The organism is Pseudomonas chlororaphis, assembly GCA_001023535.1.
GTDB lineage: Bacteria > Pseudomonadota > Gammaproteobacteria > Pseudomonadales > Pseudomonadaceae > Aquipseudomonas > Aquipseudomonas chlororaphis_E.
In genome coordinates this window covers 267,267-290,758 of record CP011020.1, presented here as the reverse complement: position 1 = coordinate 290,758, position 23,492 = coordinate 267,267, and the positions used below count along the sequence as shown (strand labels likewise).

Annotated in this window: 18 protein-coding genes and 1 pseudogene; 11 read left to right on the top strand and 8 right to left on the bottom strand. The window is 63.3% G+C overall.

The window, feature by feature from the left end; genetic code table 11:
• Window positions 1-45 precede the first annotated feature (45 nt).
• The 6 genes from VM99_01090 to VM99_01065 form a co-directional block, all read right to left on the bottom strand.
• Window positions 46-672, bottom strand: coding sequence for a hypothetical protein (locus VM99_01090; GenBank protein AKJ96714.1), 627 nt, complete (start codon window positions 670-672; stop codon window positions 46-48).
• 41 nt (window positions 673-713) lie between these two features.
• Window positions 714-1,076 (bottom strand): histidine kinase, encoded by a 363-nt coding sequence (locus tag VM99_01085; protein AKJ96713.1) that lies wholly within the window; start codon window positions 1,074-1,076, stop codon window positions 714-716.
• A gap of 83 nt (window positions 1,077-1,159) precedes the next feature.
• Entirely contained in the window at window positions 1,160-2,575 is a 1,416-nt protein-coding gene (locus tag VM99_01080) for a serine/threonine protein kinase (GenBank protein ID AKJ96712.1), read from the bottom strand.
• Window positions 2,576-2,754: 179 nt separating this feature from the next.
• Window positions 2,755-3,555, bottom strand: coding sequence for a LuxR family transcriptional regulator (locus tag VM99_01075; GenBank protein AKJ96711.1), 801 nt, complete (start codon window positions 3,553-3,555; stop codon window positions 2,755-2,757).
• 77 nt (window positions 3,556-3,632) lie between these two features.
• The gene (locus VM99_01070; GenBank protein AKJ96710.1) at window positions 3,633-4,217 is read right to left on the bottom strand and encodes an anthranilate synthase subunit II; all 585 of its coding nucleotides are present in this window, start codon (window positions 4,215-4,217) and stop codon (window positions 3,633-3,635) included.
• Entirely contained in the window at window positions 4,214-5,629 is a 1,416-nt protein-coding gene (locus tag VM99_01065) for an anthranilate synthase (protein ID AKJ96709.1), read from the bottom strand. Before VM99_01065 ends, VM99_01070 begins: the two co-directional genes overlap by 4 nt.
• 717 nt (window positions 5,630-6,346) lie before the next feature.
• Here VM99_01065 and VM99_01060 point away from each other — a divergent pair.
• The 6 genes and pseudogenes from VM99_01060 (at window position 6,347) to VM99_01035 (ending at window position 11,344) form a co-directional block, all read left to right on the top strand.
• On the top strand, window positions 6,347-7,699 hold the full coding sequence (locus tag VM99_01060; GenBank protein ID AKJ96708.1) for a coenzyme F390 synthetase: 1,353 nt from the start codon (window positions 6,347-6,349) through the stop codon (window positions 7,697-7,699).
• Window positions 7,700-7,707: 8 nt separating this feature from the next.
• On the top strand, window positions 7,708-8,253 hold the full coding sequence (locus VM99_01055) for an acetyltransferase (GenBank protein ID AKJ96707.1): 546 nt from the start codon (window positions 7,708-7,710) through the stop codon (window positions 8,251-8,253).
• A 1-nt stretch (window position 8,254) separates the two neighbouring features.
• Window positions 8,255-8,938 carry a transcriptional regulator gene (locus VM99_01050; GenBank protein ID AKJ96706.1) on the top strand — a complete coding sequence of 228 codons (684 nt, stop codon included), beginning with the start codon at window positions 8,255-8,257 and terminating at the stop codon, window positions 8,936-8,938.
• 3 nt (window positions 8,939-8,941) lie between these two features.
• On the top strand, window positions 8,942-9,553 hold the full coding sequence (locus tag VM99_01045; GenBank protein AKJ96705.1) for an FMN reductase: 612 nt from the start codon (window positions 8,942-8,944) through the stop codon (window positions 9,551-9,553).
• Between the two features lie 5 nt (window positions 9,554-9,558).
• On the top strand, window positions 9,559-10,467 hold the full coding sequence (locus VM99_01040; protein ID AKJ96704.1) for a hypothetical protein: 909 nt from the start codon (window positions 9,559-9,561) through the stop codon (window positions 10,465-10,467).
• A pseudogene (locus VM99_01035) lies at window positions 10,454-11,344 on the top strand (lipase). The gene VM99_01040 and the pseudogene VM99_01035 overlap by 14 nt, the downstream one beginning before the upstream one ends.
• An 18-nt stretch (window positions 11,345-11,362) precedes the next feature.
• Here the strand turns inward: VM99_01035 and VM99_01030 are convergent.
• Window positions 11,363-12,247 carry a LysR family transcriptional regulator gene (locus VM99_01030; protein ID AKJ96703.1) on the bottom strand — a complete coding sequence of 295 codons (885 nt, stop codon included), beginning with the start codon at window positions 12,245-12,247 and terminating at the stop codon, window positions 11,363-11,365.
• 146 nt (window positions 12,248-12,393) lie between these two features.
• On the opposite strand from VM99_01030, the gene VM99_01025 reads away from it, so the two are divergent.
• The 5 genes from VM99_01025 (at window position 12,394) to treA (ending at window position 21,532) form a co-directional block, all read left to right on the top strand.
• Window positions 12,394-15,435: a membrane protein gene (locus VM99_01025; protein ID AKJ96702.1), complete on the top strand. Its 3,042-nt coding sequence runs from the start codon at window positions 12,394-12,396 to the stop codon at window positions 15,433-15,435.
• 170 nt (window positions 15,436-15,605) lie between these two features.
• Entirely contained in the window at window positions 15,606-17,351 is a 1,746-nt protein-coding gene (locus VM99_01020) for a peptide transporter (protein ID AKJ96701.1), read from the top strand.
• Window positions 17,352-17,710: 359 nt separating this feature from the next.
• Window positions 17,711-18,955: an MFS transporter gene (locus VM99_01015; GenBank protein ID AKK01658.1), complete on the top strand. Its 1,245-nt coding sequence runs from the start codon at window positions 17,711-17,713 to the stop codon at window positions 18,953-18,955.
• A gap of 95 nt (window positions 18,956-19,050) precedes the next feature.
• Entirely contained in the window at window positions 19,051-19,743 is a 693-nt protein-coding gene (locus VM99_01010; GenBank protein ID AKJ96700.1) for a dimethylallyltransferase, read from the top strand.
• A gap of 157 nt (window positions 19,744-19,900) precedes the next feature.
• Window positions 19,901-21,532, top strand: a complete 1,632-nt coding sequence (treA, locus tag VM99_01005; protein ID AKJ96699.1) for a trehalase — start codon at window positions 19,901-19,903, stop codon at window positions 21,530-21,532.
• A gap of 604 nt (window positions 21,533-22,136) precedes the next feature.
• Here the strand turns inward: treA and VM99_01000 are convergent.
• Window positions 22,137-23,360: an alcohol dehydrogenase gene (locus tag VM99_01000; protein ID AKJ96698.1), complete on the bottom strand. Its 1,224-nt coding sequence runs from the start codon at window positions 23,358-23,360 to the stop codon at window positions 22,137-22,139.
• Window positions 23,361-23,492: the final 132 nt, after the last annotated feature.

Here is a 23,492-nt window from a genome sequence, read left to right as displayed (position 1 = left end):
CGGCATCTTCGTCTTGCCGCGGCGCTGCTGTCCGTGGGACAACCCTCAAGCGAGACGGCCGATGGCGCGCGCCAGATTGGCCCGTGCCTGCTGCTCGAACGCATCGAAGTACGCCGCGTTGGTGTAGATGCGCTCGCGCGCCAGAAACCCCTCCAGGACTTGGCGCCGCTTCCGGCGGTATAAAAACGAGGGCACATGGCGGTATTCGCGCCGCACTTGTTGGTCGTATTCCTCGAAGCGCTCGAACGGGGCGCCAAGGATCGCCAGGTCCGTGTCCACCAGCACCGCTTCGTCGACCGTCGCGGGGGCGCCGTCGTGTCGCGTCACCATGATCAGGTCTTGAAGCCTGCGTCGGGTGGCTTCGTCCAGACCGCTATCGCGTGCCACCGTGTCCAGCCATTGCGCGCTGCGCAGTTCGTTGTCGTGGCGAAGAGGGTCGTAGATCGCGTCGTGGAACCACAAGGCGAGGTCAACCTCGGCAGGGGCCTGACAGGCTGCGTCCACGCAATCGCGCACTTGAAGGCATTCCTCCAGATGCTGGCAACTGTGGTACGCGCGGTGCGGTTCGCGGTAGTGGCGAATGAGCGCTTCGTGCGTCTGGCGCGACGCGCATTCGACTCCAAGCTGCGCCCAGACACGGGCCCAGGCGGCAAAACCCAAACGCTCGGACACGTCGGGCTCGGCGCTTGCCTGACCAGAAGTCGATGGCGGCTTCAATCCAGTGTCACCAGGGATTTTACGATGGAGATGATGCCGTCGATCTCAAAAGGCTTGGCGACGACACGGGCAAACAGATCGGCACGCTCCAACCCCAGGTGAGCCTGTGCACCGCTCATCAATATGATCGGTATGGCGGTGAGGTGCGCTCTGTTTTTAACGGACTCGGCAAACTCGATCCCGGTCATGGCCGGCATCATGAAGTCCGTGATGATCAAGTCCGGCCGTTCCCTTTCCAGGATTTCCAGTGCCTTGACCGCGCTACCCGCGGTAATCGCAGCAAACCCTTCGTCCTCAAGGGCAAAGCTGAGGATGTCGGCGATCAAGTACTCATCATCGATAATCAGGATCGTCTTCATTTTTCAACCACGCGCCAAGGCCACCCTCGAAACCTGGAGCGAAACACATGCGTTGATCGCCAGCTCGTTGCCACTCGCATTTTTCAGACCTTTCTGACGACGATTCCGGCATTGCCCATGACCACCTCAAGCAACGAGAGGTCATAGGGGTTATCCCTGATCTTGAGAATCGAGAGTTGCCGTTGAAGTTCAGTACCGTTGCGTCCGAACTGGATGAGTAACAGGTTATCCATCACGCTGGAAAGTTCGGGCACTGCCAGGACGAACTGATCACTGAACATGCGCTGGATTTCCCACGACGCGATGACCGTCACCCCGCGAGAGCGCAATTCGCCCAGCACGGCGGTGAAGACTTCGAGCACGCGTGTTTGATCGACGGCGACCCTGCCCATGGCCACCAGGCTGTCGAGGAACACACGCCTGATTCGCTTCTGCTCGACGAGGGCGAGCAGTTCGTACGCCACGCGGTCGATCAGGCCCGTCGAAGCGGAGTTCCACACCAGGTGCAATGCCCCGGTTTCTTCCATCCCGGCAAAATCGTGGCCGAGCGCCCTGGCCTTCATGCGCATGCGTTGCGGAGATTCGTGGAAGCCAAAATACAGGCCTGGTTCCTGGGGGGTGGAGCCGGCCAGGAATTGCGCGCCGACGGAGGTTTTGCCCGCACCGGACGGGCCCATGATCAGCGTGACCGACGACGTCATCAGCCCACCGCCGATCTGCGTGTCCAGCGATGGAATTCCGCTGCTGATCGTCTCCATGTGGTCGCTGTCCCTGAGGGCGGGGTGGGTCAGGACACTTTCGATGCGAGGGTAGATGGTGATGCCTTTCTCGGTGATCTCGAATTCGTGGGGACCGGTGATCGCGCCGCTGCCGCGGGTCTTGCGCAGTTTTATCCGGCGAACGGATTTGCAGTCGATGATCTCTTCGCCCATTTCGATGACACCGTCGACCATGGTGTGTTCGGGGCTGCCGTCGTCGAGCTGGGAACTGGTGAGGAACAGTACGGTGCAGCCGGCAAAGGCTGCATGCCCTTGCAGCTCGGAGATGAACTGCTTGGTGTCCAATGGCGTTTCCGCTTTCGAGCGGGCGTTGAGCAAGCCATCGAGGATCAGCAGGCTGGATTTCTGCCGGCTGATTTCCCGGCGCAACAGCTTGACCACTTCGTCCAGCCCTTCGTTTTCCAGCGTATCGAACGCGCTGACGAACTGGATGTTTTGGTTGACCTCTTCCTTTTTGTAGAAGGTCAGCGTGGACAGGAACTGGAAGAGCCGGTCATGGGGTTCGGCCAGCAACGTGGCGAAAAGCACGCGGCCGCCATGGTCGATATGGTTGAAGCCGATCTGGTTTGCCAGGATGGTCTTGCCCGACCCTGGCCGCCCTTGAATGATGTAGGACGAGCCGGCGATGAGGCCTCCCTTCAACAGCGTATCGAGGCCATCAATCCCGCTCTCAAGGCGTTTAAGCTGTTTCAACTCTGGTCCCTCTGCGCTGATCTTCATCGAGATTCGGATGGTGCGCCGCTCATTCACGGCGCGTCTCGTATGCAAAGGTTGTAGTGTAACCCTGCCACACGGATTTACGGCTCAATGTTTATGGATATGCATGGAGACTGCCGGGACTGTGAAGAGTTCGCGGAAAGCGAGGGGAGGTTTCAACGTGCAGGTTCGGAAAAAACCACTCAGTGAGTGGTTTTTTTCAACGCGTGCACCGCTGGGGTAACCGTCGGCATGACCAGTCCGAAGGCCGCCGCTGCACCGACGGCCTGTTGGCGGTTCACCGAGCCGAGCTTGCGTCGGGCGTTGAGCAGGTGGAAGTCGATGGTCCGTTCCGAACACGTCAGGATGTGGCTGATTTCCCAGGTGGTCTTGCCGGCGCTGGCCCAATACAGACAGTCCAGTTCCTTGGGCGTCAGGTCCTGGCGGGGAGGGGCCGGCCCGCGCAACTGATGGCTCATCCCGGCGAGCAGGTAGGGGATGAGCATGAACAGTTGGTAGACGGCGGGGTTGGAAAACGCGTCCGGCTCGGTGATGTCGGTGTCATCGAGGGCCACGCTCAATGTCCCCCTGAGCAGTTCGTAGCGCAGCGGAATGCTCAGGCCGCTGCGCAGGCCATAGAGCTCGCGCTGCTGCCAGAAGTGCCGGGAGCGCCCCCGAGCACGCCGGCGTTCGCGGTCCCAGAAAAACGGCACCAGCTCGCGTCGGCAATGCCTGAGTATCGGGTCGATGTCGATCAGCCCGTCGCCGCGATAATGGTCCAGCCAGCGTTTGGGAAAGGTGGTAATGAGGCCGGCGAGCGGGTCGGTGTCCCTCGGCGTCGCCGGGCCCAGGCTGATGAGGTAGCTGCTGAAGCCGAGTTGGCGCAGCACTTTGTTCAACTGGCGCTCCCAATCGCAACGGTGGGCATCCTTGGCGAGATTCATGAAGGCGGCCAGCGGTGCGGTACGCCCGGCCGGCGGCCGGGGGGAGTTGTGTTTGTCCATAAACGAGTCGCTCTTGTCATAGCGGGAATGAAACGGCTGCAGCACGGGAAGAAGGGGCGCGTGCCCCTTCGAGCGGATCACTGGCGCACGTAACACTTGATGAAGCTGCGGAACAGGTCCAGGCCGTTTTCGGTCAGGATGCTCTCCGGGTGGAACTGCACCCCTTCCACCGACAGGTGACGATGGCGCACGCCCATGACATAGCCATCGTCCGTGGACCTGGACGTCACTTCCAGGCAATCGGGCAGTTGCTGGTCGCTGATCATCAACGAATGATAACGAGTGGCTTGTATGGCACGTGCATCGGTGTGGTCATAGACGCCCTTGCCGTCGTTCTCGATCGTGCTCACCTTGCCGTGCATCACGTGCGGGGCCCTGCACACCTGGGCGCCGAAGGCCAGGCCGATGGCCTGGTGGCCCAGGCAGACGCCCAGCAGCGGCAGGCGTCCCTGGAAATGATTGATCACCTCTATGTAACCGACATCGGCCGGATGCCCAGGGCCAGGGCCCAGCACGCAGAAATCCGGGGAGAACGCCTCGATGCGCTGGAGAAGGTCTGGCACGTCGTGACGCTCGACGCGGGTTTCCAGCCCCAATTGTTCCAGGTATTGGCTGATGATGAAGACGAAGCTGTCATAGGCGTCGATGAGGAATACTTTCACAGTCCGATCTCCTGTCCGGTTACCGCTCGGTACACGGAACCCATTTTGTACAACGTTTCTTTCCATTCCATCTCGGGGACCGAGTCGGCGACCACGCCGGCGGAGGCCCGCAGGTGGTAGGTGCCTTCATCGAAGACCGTCGAGCGGATGCACAAGGCGGTGTTGACGCTGCCGTCGAAACCGACCAGGCCCAGGGCCCCGGCGTAGATGCCACGGCGGTTGCTTTCCATGCCCTCGATCAGTTCCATCGCCCGGACCTTGGGTGCGCCGGACATGGTGCCGGCGGGGAACGAGGCCTTGATCACGTCGTAGGCGTCGAGCCCGGGACGCAACAGGCCGCGGACGTTCGAGACCATGTGATAGAGGTGCGAATACTCTTCCACCAGCATGAACTCATCGACCTCCAGCGAGCCGGCCTGGCAGACGCGGCCGATGTCGTTGCGGCACAGGTCGATGAGCATCAGGTGCTCGGCGCGCTCCTTCTCCGAGCGCGTCAGCTCCAGGACCAGTTCGGTGGGGTCCACGCCGGGTTTCTTGCCGACGGTGCCGGCGATCGGGCGCATCTCGATCAGGTCGTCCCTGATCCGGACGAACAGCTCGGGGCTGGCGCCGATCAGGTCGATACCGCCCACGTGGGCCAGGTACATGTAGGGCGACGGGTTGCGAAGCCTCAGGTTCTGGTACACCTCGAACGGTGTGACCTGCGAGCGAATGCGGATCTCATGGCCGAGCTGGATCTGGTAAACGTCACCGGCGCGGATGTGCTCCATCGCCACTTCGACGCGCTGGTGAAACTGCTCCGGGGACACCGTGCGGGTTTCCTCGAAGGTCGCTGGGTACGCCGGCAACTCCGGCGTTTGCGCGGGCTCGGCGGCGCTCAGAAAGGGGTAGTCTTGCACGGTGCGGGCCGCCCACAAGGGGTGGTTGTTGATCAGGGTTTCGACGATGCCGTTGCTGTGCAGATACACCAGGGTCTGGTAGACCGACAGGGCGATGAGCGGGTAGTCGTAGGTTTGCTCGGCCAGGTCGGGAAGCCGCTCGATCAGGCGAACGCAGTCGTAGGAAAAGTAGCCGAAGAACGCCAGGCTGGAAGGAGCATTGGCCGCCGGCTGGAACGCCGCCTGGATGGCCCGCAGCAGGTTCCAAGCCGCCTCGCTGTCCGGCAGGTGGATCTTGTGTTCGTGATCGATCTGCACGCCGTCTTGTTGCAGGTGCTCGCGCAGGTGCTCGCAAAGCGCAGGGCAACCGCGCAATTGTGCCTGGCCTTCATCGATGCATACTTCGAAGAGCGGGTCGAGCCCGATGATCGTCGCGCGGCGGTCGCGGCTCGGGCCGGAGAGTGATTCAAGAATAAAGACAGACTCACGACCTCGTTGAGCCGCGGCACTTGCATATATACCCAATGCGTCCATGGGTCGACGTTCTTCACGGCGAGTTACTTTGACGTCAATTAATTTTCTGTTCACGGTTAATACCATTTTCGAGGTGCAGCGATTCAGGCACTCCATTAAAAGAGCGCCACGGAAATATAAAGTGCGTAAACACTTTAAATAGGAATGGACGAATATCCTGAATGTTCGGGACGAACGCTGTTTATGCCGCGCGCAATACCAGGCCGGCCACGGATTGCGGCCAGTCAACGTGCAGGGCACAAGGCGCGAACGCCTTCGAGTTCAAGGATGAAGAGTCAGGATGTTGCTGGCAGGCAGCAGACAGGCGCTGGTCTTCGCTGGATTAGCGACGCCAGATATTGCTTTTGAAGATGGCCAGAATGGCCCGGGAACAGCTGTCGGGGCAGCTGTGGGAGGAACTGATAGCAGAAAGGTGATAGTACATTTTAGACATCCCAGTCTTGGCTAGGCACTGCGGGAAATAAACGGCAGTGCGGCGAAATTACCAGTGCCCCCCTGGGCTGTCAACCGTAAACCGGGACGGATATTCATCTTTCATTCATTGCTTAATGTTGATCAGCGCAAACGCTGTCCCTGTCCATTATGTAAACGCGCGTGCTCATAACAAGAAACGCGTGTGCGCACAACTGTGTAATCGCTCAGCTGGGTATTTGTAACTTCAGTCACTAACGTAGCGGCCGTTGAGTTTCAGTAACCCATCAACCCTGAGCGGCTGACATGAAAGAGCATCTAGAGACATTCAAGAAACGGTACGATCCGATCCACCAGGCCTATTGGACCGACGTCCTCAGCGACGCCGCGCTGGCGGCATGGCACCAGGAACAGTTGCGGGAAGTGATCGGCCATGTGAAGCGATCCTCGCCGTTCTACTCCAGGCACCTCGCCCAGGTCGACGAGCGTTCGCTGACTCTGGATGACCTTGCCAGCGTGCCTTTCACCACCAAGGATGACCTGCGCGAGGCCGGTTTCGACATCTTGTCCGGCCCCCTCGAAGACAGCATCTTCTACTACGAGACCACGGGCACCACCGGGCCTGCCACGCCATGCCCACGGGACCGCAAGGAAAGCTACGCGAGCAATCGCCAACTGGCCATGGCCTACCAGGCCGTGATCGAAAAGCATTTTCCGGGGGAGAAGACGGTCGTCGGCATCATGGGCCCGACCGAGGTCCATTCCTTCGGTGACACCCTGGGCGATGTCTGCACCCAGCTTGACCTGTGCAATGCCAAGATCTGGCCGCACTCGCCGGTGATCGGCTGGGCCAAGTCCCTGCAGTTGCTCAAGGATCTGCGCATCGGCGTGCTCGCATCTGCGCCGGGGTTGTTGCTGGCCATGGCGAAGGAAGCCGAGCGCCAGGGCTTCAATCCGCGCGAGGATTTCGCCTTGCGCGCCTTCATGATGAGCGGCGAACTGTGCACGCCGGCGTTGAAGAACAACCTCTACAGCTTGTGGGGCGCGCAGGCCTACAACAGCCTGTATGGCTCCCAGGAAGCGATGATCATCGCGGCCTGCAACGCCAACGATCAACTGGTTCCCCATCGCCTCAACTACATCATCGAAGTGCTCGACCCCAAGTCCGGGCAAAGCCTGGGCAGCACCGGCGATGGCGAGCTGTGCGTGACCATGTTGATTCCCGGCAGCAAGCCTTTGGTTCGCTACCGCACCGGGGACCTGGTCTCGATCCAGTCGCGGCCCGGCTACCCGCAATCGATGCGCCAGACCGTCAAGGTGGTCGGCCGGGTGAAGGACGCGGTGCAACTGAATGATCGTGCCTTCTCGGCCGCGCAGATCGAGCAGGCGCTGCTTGAAGGCGTCAAGCAGTGCCTTGGCTACCAGATCGTCCTCAGTCGCGCCAATGATCGCGATACCGTCATCGCCAAGCTGGAGATGTCGCGCTTCTTCGAGGGCGACCGCGGCCGCCTGGTGCTGCTGATCAAGGAACGCCTGCGCGAACGGCTGGGGGTCGAGGCCACGGTCATGGTGGTGAGCGACCTGGCCGATCACGTGAACCTCGGCAGTTGGTTCAGCTGGAAAGAAGCGCGCATCGTCGATCAGCGTCAAGGCCAGTGAGGTCAGCGATGAGCCTGTCTGTTCGCGTGATCGACCACGCCAATGAGCTGTTCGAGTCTGTCCGGCAACTGCGCAACCGTTACCTGGGGACCAACCCGGCCAGGGAGGATGACTTCGAGCGACGAGAGCAGTTGCGCGACGCCTTGTCCTATCACCTGGTCTACCTGGACAACGACGAAGTGGTCGGGACCCTGCGCGTCACGCCCCTGGGCCATGGCCTGAGTTTCGTCGAGCGGGCCGTCAACGTGCACGCCTATTTCCAGCAATCGACCGATGCCTTCGATGCCAATCGCCTGGTGCTGGATGAGCGCTATCGCGGGGGACGGCACCTGCGCCTGTTTCTCTTGCAAGCGGCCATCTGGCTGAGGGCCAACACCCATCTTCGGTTCATCTCGGCACTGTGTCGCGGCCCGTTGGCCGCGCTGTATGTCGGCCTGGGCGGGCGCGTGCTGGTGGATGACGTGACCTGGACCGGAGAGCAGGTCGAGCGGCGCTACAGCCTCGTGTACCTGGAACTCGAAAATGTTTACCACACCGTTAAAGGAGCCATTTGAAATGCAAGCATTCTTCAAGGAACTCGACGCCATCGTCGACGCGGGCTGGGCCCAGATCAAGCAGGGCGCCTACTGGAAATTCAGTCAGGAAAACCCGACATCGCCCGCGCTCTATCAGCAGTTGATGCTGCAGGTGTACCACTACACCCGCTACAACTCGGTCAACCAGGCCGCGTGTGCCTTCAGCGCCGATCCGGAAGAAACGACCCTGCTGCGTTTCGTCTACAAGCACGCCCTGGAAGAGCTGGGCCACGAGCGCATGGTGCTGCGCGACCTCGAATCGGTCGGGCTGCTGCCGCAGGAAATGCCGGCGCCCCTGGCGCCGACCCAGGCGCTGATTGCGTTCCTCAACGACGTGGCGATCCGCAAAGGGCCGATTGCGCGGCTGGGCTACAGCTACTGGGCCGAGGACGTCTACGAGCACATCCAGCCGATCCTGGAACGGTTCCGCGCCGACCTGGGCCTGAAGGACGAGCAGATGACCTTCTTCGTCGCTCACTCGACCATTGATGAGAAGCATGCCGAGGAAGTGCGCGTGGCCATGCAACGAGCGGTGAAGACCGAAGAGCATCGCCGCCAGATCAAGGAAGTGGCGCGTGTCACGTTGTGGCTGACCGGGCAACTGATGGAGGAGGCGTTACGCGCTTACCTGGTGAGTGAAGAAGGGCTGCGGGAGGCGTCCTGAATCATGAACCTGACCATCATTGTCGGTTCCAGCCGACCTTGTGGGGTCAGTGCACGGGTGGTGGCGCTGGTGCGCCGCCACCTGGGCGAGGAGGTCGAGGTCGATGCCATCTGGCTCAAGGACTACCGGATCGACTACTGCGACGCCGATAACGCCTGCTCGGAACAGGACTGCGCGATGCAGGACGACGTCGGGCAGTTGGTGGCGCGGCTGGATCGCGCCGATGCGGTGCTCTACCTCCCCGTCATGCACGCCTACGGTACCAACAGTCGCTTCCAGGCGTTCCTGGAGCGCGTCGGCTACGGCTTCCTGCGGCCGCGCCAGCGCCCCTTGCGCGACAAGCTCGCGGCGATTGCGGTCGTCGGCCGGCGCTATGGGCACACGGCCGTTTTCTCCCAGGTCGCGTTGAACGTGCTGCTCAACAAAATGATCCTGGTGGGGTCGGGCTTTCCACCGTGTTTCCAGACACAACTGGCCCACGACCCCGAAGCGGAGCAGGCCTTGTGCGAGACGCTGGACCGGCTCTGCGAGCACCACCGTCGACTTCACCCCACGGGGCTCGTGCCGGCCAAGCCGGAACGGATCCTGCGCCCCATTCAGTTTCAGAAGGGATAACCGTCATGCCATTGAAAGATTCATTGCTGGCGCTGCTGGTCGCGCTGCTCTGGGGCGCGCAGGTCACCGCCGTGAAGATCGGCGGCGCCGAGTTGCCACCGATCCTCATGGTCGCCATGCGCTACGCGATCATGGCGCTGTTTCTCCTGCCGTTGCTCAAGCGTCTCAAGCGCGAACAATTCGGGACCGTGGCGCTGGTCGCGACGATCACCGGCACCTTGCACTTTGGCTTGCTGTATTGCGGCATCGCCCGGGTAGATGCCTCGACCTCGGCGATCATCTACCAGTTGGCGGCCCCCTTTACCCTGATCCTGGCGTTCGCGTTGTTGGGCGAAGTGCTCAAGGTGCAGGTGCTGGTGGGCATCGTGCTGGCGTTCGCCGGGGTGCTGGTGCTGCTGGCCAAACCGTCGGCGAGCGGGAGTGTCGTGGGCATGCTGCTGGTGGCGCTGGCGGCCCTGGCCTTCGCGCTCGGGTCGGTGTTGACCAAGCGCCTCGGGCCGTTGGACCCGCTGGCGTTGAGTGCCTGGACCGCTGTGATTGCCGCACCGCAACTGCTGCTATGGTCGTTCATCCAGGAAGGCGGGCAATGGGCAAGTGTCCAGGCGGCCAGCGCCCAGGCCTGGTGGGCGGTCGTGTATACGGCGCTCAGTGGCGGCCTGCTGGGGTTCGGCCTGTGGTTCTGGTTGCTGGGGCGTAATTCGATGCAGCAACTGAGCCCGTACCTGCTCCTGGTGCCGTTGTTCGCGATCGCCGTCAGCCAGATCCTGCTCGCAGAAGGGATCAGCCAGCGCCTGGTGATCGGTGCCGCGTTGACGCTGTCGGGCGTGGCGTTGTGCCAACTGCGCGTGGCGCAACGGCTTTTTTCCAGGCTCGCGGGGCGCAAGCGGCAAGAGGTGGCGGATGAACAGCGTTGATCGGCTGTTGCTCGGCACCTTGCGCCTGGTCCACCGCTGGCAGTTCGGCCTGAAGCTGCGCTGGCACACGAGTGAGCAGTGACGCCTGGCGTACCTGCAAAGCACCGGCGAGCGGACAGGCCCGACCCTGGTCATCCTGCACGGCCTGGGCGCCAGCAAGGATCAGTGGGGGCCTGCGATCCTGGGCATGGCGCGCCGTCACCCGTGTCTCTTCGTCGATCTGCCGGGCCATGGCCAGTCCTTGTACGCGCCGTCCGCGGGTTACGGGCCGCAGGCCTTGCTGGCAGCACTTGAGGGCCTGTTGGATAAGGTCATCGAAGGCCCCTTCGTGCTGGTCGGCAGCTCCCTGGGCGGTTGCGTGGCCGGCCTGTACGCCGCCAGGCATCCCCAGCGGGTCAGTCACCTGGTCCTGTTGGCGCCGGCGGGACTGGGCCCGAACGCGCTCGGCCCGGCGTTGCAAGCAGGCCTGCAAGGGCAGGGCAGCGTCTTTGGTTATCGCACGGTCGAGGAAATGCGGCAGTTCTGGCGCTTGTTGTTCCGCCAGCCGCCCCGGGTAGGCGGGCGCCTGGCGCAGGCCATGGCCGCCAGCGGCAGGGCGAGGTTCGCGGCGGTACAGCGAGTGGTCGAGGACTTTCGCCGCGAAGGCCTGGATGTGCTGCTCGATCGGCTTCCGCAAATCGTTTCGAGAACGTTGGTGATCTGGGGGCAGCATGACCAGGTGTTCCTTCCCGCGACGCTGGATCACCTGCTCCAGCAATTGCCCGATGCCCGTGGCCAGTTGATCGAAGACTCGGGGCATGTGCCCTACCTTGAGCGGGGCGCCGAGGTCGTCGCGGCCATCACCGGGTTCATCTCGGCCCCCGGGCCTGCGCGCTGACCGTGGCGCGCCTGGGCATCAGATCTGCTCCAGCAACCAGCTACGGAACGCCCGCAGCGACGGCAGCATTTCGTTGCGGGGCGGGTAGGTCAGGTAATAGCTGCGGCGGCTGGCGACCGGCAGGTCAAGGCTGATCAGTTCGGCGTTGGCCAGCTCATCGGCCACCAGGATGCGCGGTACCAGGCCGATGCCGATGTCCGCCTTCACCGCCTGGATCAGGTGAGAGGTGAGTTCGAAGCTGGGGCCCAGGCGCATCATGCGGTGGGGCAGGTTGTAATGGCTGAACCAGTCGCCCCAGACGGTGGGGTTGTTCGCGACGTTGAGCAGCATCTGTTCGCTGATCCGCTGGGGGGTCCATGTCTGATGGGCCTTGGCCGCTTGCGCGGAAATGACCACGGTCAGTTCTTCGGCGTGCAGGCGATGGCTGATCAGGCCGGGCATATCGGCATGGCCGACGACGATGGCGGCATCGATGTCGCTGGTGTCGAAGTCGATGGCATCGATCCGGGAGTTGATGTGCACCAGGATGCCGGGGTGGGTCTTGTAGAACGCATGCAGCCGCGGCAGCAGCCACTTCGAACCGAACGTCGGCAATGTCGCCAGGCGCAAGGTGCCACTGCCGGACTGATACGCCATCGCCTGAAGTGTCGCGCTACGGATGCGCCCGAGCGCCTCACTCATTTCCCGCTGGTACAGGCGTCCGACGTCGGTCAGCCGGACCTGCCGGCCTTCACGACGAAACAGCGTCAGCCCCAATTGTTCTTCCAGAGCCTGCACCTGCCGACTGACGGCGCTTTGGGTCAGCGACAGTTCCACGGCGGCGCGGGTATAGCTTTCATGCCGGGCCGCGGCTTCAAATGCCAGCAGCAGCGACATGGACGGTGTGAGGTGGCGATAATTCATTCGTAAAAGTCATCGATAGCGGCAGGATTATCCGTTTGTCTGGCCGCAGAGCCTAAGGGAACATTGGCTAAAATGCCGGTAGGAGCCTGACCGATTCATGCGCCGGCGACAAGTATGACCTGATGAGACCCTTGAGAGGCCATTAAATGATCGCCCAATTGCCGGCCGTTGCCCCTGCGGCCCATTACCCGGAATTTCTCGAGGCCCTGCGCGCCAGCGGCTTTCGTGGCCACCTGAGTGCCGACTACGCCACCCGTACCGTGCTGGCGACCGACAACTCGATCTACCAGCGCCTGCCGCAAGCCGCGGTCTTTCCCCTGGACGCCGATGACGTCGCGCGCATTGCCCGGCTGATGGCCGAACCGCGCTTTCGCCAGATCAAACTGACGCCACGAGGGGGAGGCACTGGCACCAACGGCCAGTCCCTCACCGACGGCCTCGTGGTCGACCTGTCGCGGCACATGAACACCATCCTTGAGATCAACGTGGCCGAGCGCTGGGTGCGGGTGCAAGCGGGCGTGGTCAAGGACCAGCTCAACGCTGCGCTCAAGCCCCATGGGTTGTTCTTCGCCCCGGAGCTGTCCACCTCCAACCGCGCCACCGTGGGCGGCATGATCAACACCGATGCCAGCGGCCAGGGCAGTTGCACCTACGGCAAGACCCGCGATCATGTGCTGGAACTGCACAGCGTGCTGCTCGGCGGTGAGCGCCTGCACAGCCAGCCGCTGTCCGACGCCGAGCTGACGCAGGCCTGCGCCGAGCCCGGGCGCATCGGCGAGGTGTACCGCACCGCGCGGCAGATCCACGACACCCAGGCCGACTTGATCGAGTCGGTGTTCCCCAAGCTCAACCGTTGCCTGACCGGTTACGACCTGGCGCACCTGCGCGATGAGCAGGGGCGTTTCAACCTCAACAGCGTGCTGTGCGGCGCCGAAGGCTCGCTGGGTTTCGTGGTCGAGGCCAAGCTCAACGTGCTGCCGATTCCCCACTATTCGGTGCTGGTGAACGTGCGCTACGGCAGCTTCATGGACGCCCTGCGCGATGCCAATGCGTTGCTGGCCCACGAGCCGCTGTCGATCGAAACCGTGGATTCGCGGGTGCTGATGCTGGCGATGAAGGACATCGTCTGGCACAGCGTCGCCGAATACTTTCCGGCAGACGCCGAGCGCCCGACCCTGGGCATCAACCTGGTGGAATTCAGCGGCGACGACGCCGCCCAGGTGAATGCTCGCGTGGCGGCGTTCGTGGAGCACCTGCAAAGCGACAAGACCATCGAGCGCCTGGGCCATACGCTGGCCGAAGGCGCCGCGGCGGTGAACCGCGTCTATGCCATGCGCAAGCGCTCGGTGGGCTTGCTGGGTAACGTCGAGGGCGAGGTTCGCCCGCAACCGTTCGTGGAGGACACGGCGGTCCCGCCGGAGCGGCTCGCCGACTACATCGCCGAGTTCCGCGCATTGCTTGACAGCCACGGCTTGAGCTACGGCATGTTCGGCCACGTCGACGCCGGGGTGCTGCACGTACGCCCCGCCCTGGACATGAAGGACCCGGCCCAGGCCGCGCTGGTCAAGCCGATTTCCGATGCCGTGGCCGCACTCACCCAACGCTACGGTGGCTTGCTGTGGGGTGAGCATGGTAAGGGCCTGCGCTCGGAATACGTGCCGGCGTTCTTTGGCGAACTGTACCCGGCGTTGCAATCGCTCAAGGGCGCATTCGACCCTCACAACCAGTTCAACCCCGGCAAGATCTGCACGCCGCCGGACGCCAGCGAAGGCCTGCTCAAGGTCAACGAAGTGACCCTGCGCGGTGAACTGGATCGGCAAATCGACGAGCGCGTGTGGCAAAGCTACGGCACCGCCATGCACTGCAATGGCAACGGCGCCTGCTACAACTTCGACCCCGACGACGCCATGTGCCCGTCGTGGAAAGCCACCCGCGAACGCCAGCACTCGCCCAAGGGCCGGGCGTCGTTGATGCGCGAGTGGTTGCGCCTGCAAGGCGCGGCCAATGTCGATGTACTGGAGGCGGCACGTGACGGAGCGTCCTGGCTCAAAGGCTTGCCGACGCGGTTGCGCAACAACCGTGCGCGGTCACAGGGCGAGGCGGATTTCTCCCATGAAGTCTACGACGCCATGGCCGGCTGCCTGGCCTGCAAATCCTGCGCGGGGCAGTGCCCGGTCAAGGTCAACGTGCCGGAGTTCCGCTCGCGTTTCCTGCAGCTCTACCATGGCCGCTACCAACGGCCGCTGCGCGACTACCTCATCGGCTCGCTGGAATTCACCATCCCCTACATGGCTTACGCACCGGGTCTGTACAACGCGGTAATGGGCTCCAAATGGCTGAGCCGGCTGCTCGCGCGCCAGGTCGGCATGGTCGACAGTCCGCTGATCAGTCGCTACAACCTCCAGGCCACCTTGACCCGCTGCAAGGTCGCCGTCGCCAGCGTGCCCGCCCTGCGTGAGTTGAGCGCCGCACAACGTGAGCGAAGCGTGGTGCTGGTGCAGGACGCCTTCACCCGCTACTTCGAAACACCGCTGCTGGCGGCCTTCATCGAGCTGGCTCACCGCTTGGGCTACCGGGTTTTCCTTGCACCCTACAGCGCCAATGGCAAGCCGTTGCACGTGCAGGGGTTCCTCGGTGCCTTCAACCAGGCGGCGATCCGCAACGCCACCCAGCTCCAGGCCCTTGCCGACTGCGCGGTGCCCCTGGTGGGCCTCGACCCGGCCATGACCCTGGTCTATCGCCAGGAATACCAGAAGGTGCCGGGGCTCGACGCGTGCCCGAAGGTCTTGCTGCCCCAGGAGTGGCTCGTCGATGCGGTGGCGCCGCAGACGGCGCCCGTGGCGCGCACGTTCCGCTTGCTCGCACACTGCACGGAAAAGACCAACGCGCCCGCCAGCACGGCCCAATGGCAGACCGTGTTCGCCCAGTTGGGGCTCAAGCTGGTGACCGAGGCGACCGGCTGCTGCGGCATGTCCGGCACCTACGGGCATGAGGTTCGCAACCAGGACAGCTCGCGAACCATTTTCGAGCAGTCCTGGGCCGATAAGCTGGACAAGGAAGACGAAGCCTTGGCCACGGGCTATTCCTGCCGCAGCCAGGTGAAGCGCCTGGCGGACAAGCAGCTGCGTCACCCGCTGGAGGTGGTCTTGGAGCAGGTGTTGGCCGGGCAGACGCAAAAGGCTGGCTGAGTCCGGTGGGCTCAGCCGGGGATCTACTCTCTGGCTGGGCCTGCGCTTTCGCGAGCAAGCTCCCACACGCGGATTTGCCGGGGTGTGTGAACCTTCCGTGGATACAGCGCTCACTTGTTAAGCCGTCGCGCCGAGTGATCGTGCTGTCTCATCGCCGATAAGGAATTCGCATGCTCCACACCTCGCCACCGAATCCCCTCGACAGCCCTGTGCAACGCGAGCTCAGCCTGCGAGCGGTCACGACCGGGATCGTGCTTGGGATCCTGTTGACGCCTTCCAATGTGTACGCCGGGTTGAAGATCGGCTGGTCGTTCAACATGTCGATCATTGCCCTGCTGATCGGCTACGGCATTTGGCAAGGCCTGGCCCGGCGTTCCGGCGCCGGGGTGCCGTGGACGCTGCACGAAAGCAACATCAACCAGACCGTGGCGTCTGCCGCGGCCTCGATCATTTCCGGTGGGTTGGTGGCGCCGATTCCGGCGTACACCTTGCTAACCGGGCAGCAATTGGATGCCCTGCCGATGGTGGCCTGGGTGTTCTCGGTGAGTTTTCTCGGGATCTGGATTGCCTGGTACCTGCGACCGTCGTTGCTCAATGACAAGGCGCTGAAGTTTCCCGAGGGGATGGCGACGCTGGAAACCCTGTTGCACATCTACAACCACGGCCATGAGGCAGCAACGCGCTTGAAAGTGTTGCTTGGCGCTGCGTTCGTGTCCGGGCTGGCCAAGTGGGTCGACACGTTTATGTGGGCCTTGCCACGCTGGGCGCCGACGGGCCAGTTGGAGCGCCTGACCTTCACCGCTGACCCCTCGCTGCTGTTGCTGGGGTTCGGCGGCATTATCGGGATTCGTGTCGGCCTGAGCCTGCTGCTGGGGGCGTTGCTGGCCTGGGGCGGGTTGGCGCCGTGGTTGCTGGGGCAAGGCTTGGTGCAGTTGCCTCCTGGCAGCAGCGGTCCGCAGTTCGCGGCGCTGGTGGAGTGGTTGTTGTGGCCGGGCGTGAGTCTGATGGTCTGCTCGACGCTGGCCTCCCTGGCGATTCGCCTGTGGTCGTTGCACGCGTCCACCCAGGCCGGTGGCGGGGTGCTCTGGCGGGTGCCCAAGGTGGGGCCTGCCGCCGGTTTCGGGCTGGCGATTGTGCTGGTGGTGAGCCTGCAAGCGCTGCTGTTCGGCATCAACCTGTGGATGGCCTTGCTGACCATTCCCCTGGCCATCTGCCTGGCCGCCGTGGCCGCCCGGGTGGTCGGCGCCACGGGTATCCCGCCCGTCGGGGCCATCGGGCAACTGTCACAGCTGAGCTTCGGCATCGTGGCACCTGGGCAGGTGCCGATCAACCTGATGAGCGCCAACACCGCCGGCGGCTCGGCCGGACAGTGCACCGACCTGATGAACGATTTCAAGGTGGGCCGGGCGATCGGCGCGACGCCTCGCAAGCAGTTGATCGCCCAGACCCTGGGGATTTTCGTTGGCAGCATCGTCGGGGTACTGGCCTATCTGGCCTTGATCCCGGACCCACAGGCCATGCTGCTCTCCGAAGAATGGCCGGCCCCGGCGGTCGCCACCTGGAAAGCCGTGGCGCAAACCCTGACCCATGGCCTGGATTCCCTGTCGACGAGCATCCGTTGGTCGATTTTCGTCGGCGGCCTGGCCGGCTTGCTGCTGGGCATACTCGACAGCATGTTGCCCGAACGCCATGCCCGGCTGCTGCCCAGCACGGCGGCCCTGGGCCTGGCGTTTGTACTGCCGGCATCGGTGTCGTTGATGATGGCTTTCGGCGCCGTGCTCACCTGGCTGGTGAGCTGCCGCTGGCCGACCGTCACGGAACGGTTCGCCATCACCGCGGCAGCGGGGTTGATTGCCGGGGAAAGTATCACTGGGGTCGGGGCGTCACTGTGGGCGATGCTGGGCAACGGAGGATAGGCCTACCCCACACGGTGGCGCCGTCATCTCTTTGTGGGAGCGGGCTTGCCCGCGAAGGCGGAGGGTCAGTTTGCTCCGGTGCTGGATGGGCCACCGCCTTCGCGAGCAAGCTCGCTCCCACAAGGGGATCTGTGGCGGACACACCTCTCCAGTCCGCCAAATGACTCTGTGGGAGCGGGCTTGCCCGCGAATGCGGTGGGTCAGTCGCTGGGTTGGCTGGTTGAAATGACGCCTCGCTCTCGTCGTCTGACGGTTTGACTGAATGAAGAAGGGACCTTAGGGTCGCCTTGCGCTTGCGGCATTTGAGCGTCAGTGCCGCTGTCAATTATCTTCGGGCCAATGCCCTTGCCGAGGCCTACGTGGATCGACACCTGGATCGCCGCAATAACCTGTCCCTGGACAGCCTGAACTTCTTCCTCGCCGACGTCCGCGACGGGCTGGGGCCATACCTGGCCATCTATCTATTGGCCGTGCATCAATGGCAACCCTCCAGCATCGGCATGGTCATGACCCTGGCGGCCGTCGCCGGGCTCATCACCCAGGGCCCCGCCGGCGCGTTGATCGACCGCGTTCGCAGCAAGCGCGCGGTGGTGGCGGTCGCGGCCTTGCTGGTGACGCTGGGGTGCCTGGTGTTGCCATTCACCTCTTCGTTTGGTCTGGTGGCGTTGACCCAGGCCCTCAGTGCCGTGGCGGCGTCGGTGTTCGCCCCGGCCATCGCGGCCATTTCCCTGGGCATCACCGGGGCGAAAGCCTTTACCCGGCGGACCGGGCGCAACGAAACCTTCAATCATGCGGGCAACGCCTGCGCCGCGTTGCTGGCCGGTGGTTTCGCCTGGCTGTTCGGTCCCATCGCGGTGTTCTACCTGATGGCGGCGATGGCCTTGGCCAGCATCATCGCGGTCAGTTGCGTGTCCGCCGAAGCCATCGACCATGATGTGGCCCGCGGCCTGGAGACCGGCCAGACCGTCACCGGCGAGATGCCTTCGGCGTTACGGATCCTGCTGGATAACCGCACGCTGTTGCTCTTCGCCATGTGCTGCGCGCTGTTCCACCTGGCCAATGCGGCGATGCTGCCGCTGGTCAGTCAGAAACTCGCTCAGGCCAACGCGCACCTGGCCACGCCGCTGACCTCGGCGTGCATTGTGGCGGCGCAACTGGTGATGGTGCCGATGGCCTGGCTGGTGGGCCTCAAGGCCGACATCTGGGGGCGAAAGCCACTGCTGCTGGCCGGATTCCTGATCCTGCCGATTCGCGGCGTGCTGTACGTGCTTTCGGACGATCTTTACTGGCTGGTGGCGGTGCAATTGCTCGACGGCATCGGCGCCGGGCTGTTTGGCGCGCTGTTTCCGCTGGTGGTCAAGGACCTGACCCAGGGCACGGGACGGTTCAACGTCAGCCTCGGCGTGCTGTCCACTGTGTTCGGCCTCGGCGCCGCGTTGAGCAACAGCCTGGCGGGCTTCGTAGTCGAAGGGGCGGGCTACAGCGCGGCATTCCTGACACTTGCCGCGATTGCTGCGCTGGCCTTCGGCTTGCTGTTGGCCATGCCGGAGACCTGCCTGTCACGGCGTGCAACACGGCCTGAGGCCGCCGTGGCCATGGAATGATCTGCTTCGCATTTGAACGTCTGGCCCGGCACAACCTCTGAACCTTAAGCAAGGCGACACGCGCCTTGCCTTTGATCTTCGGAGGAGCGGTTAAGATGAACATTCTAATGGTCCTTACATCTCACGATCAGTTGGGCGATACCGGCAAGAAAACCGGCTTCTGGCTGGAGGAGTTCGCCGCGCCCTACTATGTGTTCGTCGACGCCGGGATGGACGTCACGCTGGCTTCTCCCCAGGGCGGGCAGCCGCCGCTGGACCCCAAGAGCAATGAAGAGGACGCCCAGACCGACGCCACCCGCCGGTTCCGCACGGACACCGAGGCCCAGGCTGCCTTGGCCAGCACGGTGCTGCTGGGCGAAGTGGATCCCTATGACTTCGACGCCGTGTTCTATCCCGGCGGCCATGGCCCGCTCTGGGACCTCGCCGAGGACCGGGACTCGAAGATCCTCATCGAGGCGATGTACGCCGCGAACAAACCCGTCGCCGCCGTTTGCCATGCCCCTGGCGTGTTCAAGAACGTCGTCGCCCCCGATGGCCAGCCGCTGGTCAAGGGTAAGAAAGTCACCGGCTTCACCAATTCCGAGGAAGACGCGGTGGGCCTGACCCAGGTGGTGCCGTTCCTGGTGGAAGACATGCTCAAGGCCAAGGGCGGCGAGTACTCCAAGGCGGCGGACTGGGCGGTCTATGTGGTCGAGGACGGACACCTGATCACCGGCCAGAACCCGGCGTCTTCCGAGGCCGTCGCCGAGGCACTGCTCAAGCGGTTGGAGCAGGAACAGACGGCCTAGCGCGGCCGAGGCCGAACGGCTGGGCAACCGCCTGAGCGCCGGTGGCTGCGTGCACAGGCGGCTTGGCGCCGTGGTCCGGGCCAGGGTCTTTTAATGAACCCGGGCCCGTCCATCAGGTCACTCCTGTGTCAGGAACGACACTACGATGGAGCTGCCTATGCGACCTATGGATTTCACCAGCCTGTCTTTCGCCGCACTGTTGTGCGCCGCTTGTTCGAGTCAACCGCCTGCCACATGGAGCTATGAAGACGCCAAGGAACGTACCCCTCTTGCCCCCGACCACGCGTACCCGGAGCTGTTTGAAGCGGTGCAGCGCCAGGGGATCTTCACCGACCAGAAACACTTCGTCGATGCGCTGCCCAAGCGCGATCCCGCGAAGATCCGCGCCGATTATCTTGCCCTTCATGAGCGCGACGGTTTCGACCTGAAGGGCTTCGTCCAAGACAACTTCATCGAATCCGGCGAAGCGCAAAGCCCACCGCCCAAGCCTGGCGCGCCGATCGAGGCGCACATCGATTCGCTCTGGCCGGTATTGAGCCGCACCTACCGCGAGGTGCCACAGTACAGCAGCCTGTTGCCGCTGCCGCAGCCCTACGTGGTGCCGGGCGGACGCTTTCGCGAGATGTACTACTGGGACTCGTATTTCACCATGCTGGGCCTCGAACACAGCGGCGACAAGGATCAGGTCCGGCAGATGACCGACAACTTCGCCTACATGATCGACACCTACGGTCATATCCCCAATGGCAATCGCACGTACTACCTGAGCCGGTCGCAGCCGCCGTTCTTCGCCTACATGGTGGAGCTGCAGGCTCGCATCGAAGGCGACCAGGCCTACGCTCGCTACCTTCCCCAACTGCAACGTGAGTACGCCTACTGGATGGACGGTGCGCAGACGCTCAAGCCCGGCGCGGCCGCCCGGCATGTCGTCAAGCTGGCCGACGGCAGCGTGCTCAATCGCTATTGGGACGCCAGCGCGACGCCCCGCCAGGAGTCCTGGCTGCAAGACATCAAGACCGCCGCCCAGGCGCCGGACCGGACGCGCCAGGAGGTCTGGCGCGACTTGCGCGCCGGCGCCGAAAGCGGCTGGGATTTCAGTTCGCGCTGGCTGGGTGACGGCAAGCGCCTGGAGACGATACGCACCACCGCCATCGTGCCGGTGGACTTGAACAGCCTCATGTATCACCTGGAGCGCACCATCGCCAAGGGCTGCGAGACCCTTCGCGACGTGTCGTGCGTCCAGGCTTACGGCCAGCGCGCCGACCGGCGTCAGCAGGCCATCGAACGGCACTTGTGGAAGGCCGATGGCGGTTACTACGTCGATTACGATTGGCAGCTCGACCGACAGCGTCCGGACCTGACGGCTGCGGCGCTGTTCCCGCTGTACACCGGGCTGGCGTCCAACGAGCACGCCAGGCGCACGGCCGAGGCAGTGCGCGGCGGCCTGCTGCGTGCTGGCGGGCTTGCCACGACCCAGGTCAGCAATGGCCAGCAATGGGACGAACCCAATGGCTGGGCGCCGTTGCAGTGGGTGGCGGTGGAAGGGCTGGACCGCTACCAGCAAGGCGACCTCGCGGCACAGATTGGCCAGCGCTTTCTCCAGCAGGTCCAAAACCTTTACCGCAAGGAGGACAAACTCGTGGAGAAATACAACGTGTCTGGCCAGGGGCAGGGCGGTGGCGGCGGTGAATACGCGTTGCAGGACGGCTTCGGCTGGACCAACGGCGTGACACTCAAGTTGCTGGAAAAATATGGAGCGAACGCCTCCAAAGCCCGCACAGGTGAATGACAGATACCCTCCCTATGGTGGACACACCTCTCCAGTCCGCCAAACAACCCTGTGGGAGCGGGCCCGCCCGCGAAGGCGGCGGGTCAGTTTGCCCCGATGCTGGATGGACCATCGTCTTCGCGAGCGAGCCCGCTCCCACAAGTGGATCTGTGGTGGACACACCTCTCCAGTCCGCCAAATAACCCTGTGGGAGCGGGCTTGCCCGCGAATGCGGTGGGTCAGTTTGCCCCGATGCTGGATGGACCATCGTCTTCGCGAGCAAGCTTGCTCCCACAAGTGGATCTGTGGTGGGCACACCTCTCCAGTCCGCCAAACAACCCTGTGGGAGCGGGCTTGCCCGCGAATGCGGTGGGGCAGTTTGCCCCGATGCTGGATGGACCATCGTCTTCGCGAGCAAGCTCGCTCCCACAAGTGGATCTGTGGTGGACACACCTCTCCAGTCCGCCAAACAACCCTGTGGGAGCGGGCTTGCCCGCGAATGCGGTGGGTCAGTTTGCCCCGATGCTGGATGGACCATCGTCTTCACGAGCGAGCCCGCTCCCACAAGTGGATCTATGGTGGGCACACATTTCCAGTCCACCCCATAACACTGTGGGAGGCGGCTTTAGGTCCCCAGCGCCAGGGCCGGGCCGTCGCCCTCTGGCACTGCGATGGCTGAGTCGCCGGGGGTCAGGATGACCTTGCGGCAATCTTCCTGTTTTTTGTCAAAGATCTTGTAGCCCTCGGCCGCCTGCTCCAGGGCCATTCGATGGCTGATGATGACCTCGGGTGCCAGGCGGCCGGTCTCGATGTGTTCGAGCAATTCGGGAAGGTAACGCTGCACGTGGGTCTGGCCCATCTTGAAGGTCAGCCCTTTGTCGAACGCGTCGCCAAACAGAAAACCGTGGATGAACCCGGAATACACCCCTGGCACACTCACGACCCCACCACGGCGTACGGCGGCAATGCACTGGCGCAAGGCCTTGCCACTGCTGCCTTCGAGCTTCAATGTGGCGAGCACGGTTTCGGTGGTGCTGCCCTTGGCTTCGAAGCCGACCGCGTCCACTACACCGTCGACCCCGCGCATGCCTTGGGTCTGGCGAATGATCGTGTCGGCGGGGTCATCGTCTTCATCGAAGTTGATCGGAATCACACCGTAGGTGCGTTGTGCGTAGGCCAGTCGATAGGGGTGATGATCGACCATGAAAATCCGCTCGGCCCCCAACATTCTCGCGCACGCCGCACTCAACAGACCGACCGGCCCGGCACCGTAGATCGCGATGCTCGAACCGTTGCCGATGCCCGTGTTGGTGACGGCTTGAAACGCGGTGGGCAAGATGTCCGAGAGGAACAGCACTTTCTCGTCCGCGAGGGTGCCCGGCACCTTGAACGGGCCGGTGTTGGCCTTTGGCACTCGCACATACTCGGCCTGGCCACCGGGGACGCCGCCGTACAGGTGGCTGAAGCCGAACAGTGCCGCTCCCGGTGGAATGGACTTCTTGTTCAGGATCGCGCCGCGGCCGGTGTTGGTGGTTTCACAGGCGGCAAACAAATCCATCTGGCAGAAAAAGCAGCTGCCGCAGGCGATCACGAATGGGATCACCACGCGGTCGCCGGGTTGTACGGCGGTCACCGCAGAACCCGTTTCTTCGACGATGCCCATGAACTCGTGGCCGAAGATATCGCCATGCTCGACCGTGGGGATCTTGCCGCGATACAGGTGCAGGTCCGAGCCACAGATGGCTGTTGCCGTTACACGCAAGATGATGTCGTCGCTGTCCACCAGAACCGGGTCCGGGACCGTGTCGACCTTGACGCTGTGCGCGCCGTGATAAGTAAGTGCTCTCATGACGTCCTGCCTTTTTAATCGGGTGATGGTAAAGGGCAGAGACGCAAGGTCGGATGGAAGTTCAGAGAGATCTCGTGGGCGCAGGACTGGCGGTTGTCCTGGGCTGGGGGACCTTGTGGTGGGTTGGAGAGG

Coding starts and splice junctions, on each gene's coding strand:
- VM99_01020 (AKJ96701.1), top strand. CDS start 15,606: ATGCTCCACACCTCGCCACCGAATCCCCTCGACAGCCCTGTGCAACGC.
- VM99_01055 (AKJ96707.1), top strand. CDS start 7,708: ATGAGCCTGTCTGTTCGCGTGATCGACCACGCCAATGAGCTGTTCGAG.
- VM99_01025 (AKJ96702.1), top strand. CDS start 12,394: ATGATCGCCCAATTGCCGGCCGTTGCCCCTGCGGCCCATTACCCGGAA.
- VM99_01065 (AKJ96709.1), bottom strand. CDS start 5,629: ATGGACGCATTGGGTATATATGCAAGTGCCGCGGCTCAACGAGGTCGT.
- VM99_01050 (AKJ96706.1), top strand. CDS start 8,255: ATGCAAGCATTCTTCAAGGAACTCGACGCCATCGTCGACGCGGGCTGG.
- treA (AKJ96699.1), top strand. CDS start 19,901: ATGCGACCTATGGATTTCACCAGCCTGTCTTTCGCCGCACTGTTGTGC.
- VM99_01085 (AKJ96713.1), bottom strand. CDS start 1,076: ATGAAGACGATCCTGATTATCGATGATGAGTACTTGATCGCCGACATC.
- VM99_01075 (AKJ96711.1), bottom strand. CDS start 3,555: ATGGACAAACACAACTCCCCCCGGCCGCCGGCCGGGCGTACCGCACCG.
- VM99_01040 (AKJ96704.1), top strand. CDS start 9,559: ATGCCATTGAAAGATTCATTGCTGGCGCTGCTGGTCGCGCTGCTCTGG.
- VM99_01045 (AKJ96705.1), top strand. CDS start 8,942: ATGAACCTGACCATCATTGTCGGTTCCAGCCGACCTTGTGGGGTCAGT.
- VM99_01030 (AKJ96703.1), bottom strand. CDS start 12,247: ATGAATTATCGCCACCTCACACCGTCCATGTCGCTGCTGCTGGCATTT.
- VM99_01010 (AKJ96700.1), top strand. CDS start 19,051: ATGAACATTCTAATGGTCCTTACATCTCACGATCAGTTGGGCGATACC.
- VM99_01060 (AKJ96708.1), top strand. CDS start 6,347: ATGAAAGAGCATCTAGAGACATTCAAGAAACGGTACGATCCGATCCAC.
- VM99_01080 (AKJ96712.1), bottom strand. CDS start 2,575: ATGAAGATCAGCGCAGAGGGACCAGAGTTGAAACAGCTTAAACGCCTT.
- VM99_01000 (AKJ96698.1), bottom strand. CDS start 23,360: ATGAGAGCACTTACTTATCACGGCGCGCACAGCGTCAAGGTCGACACG.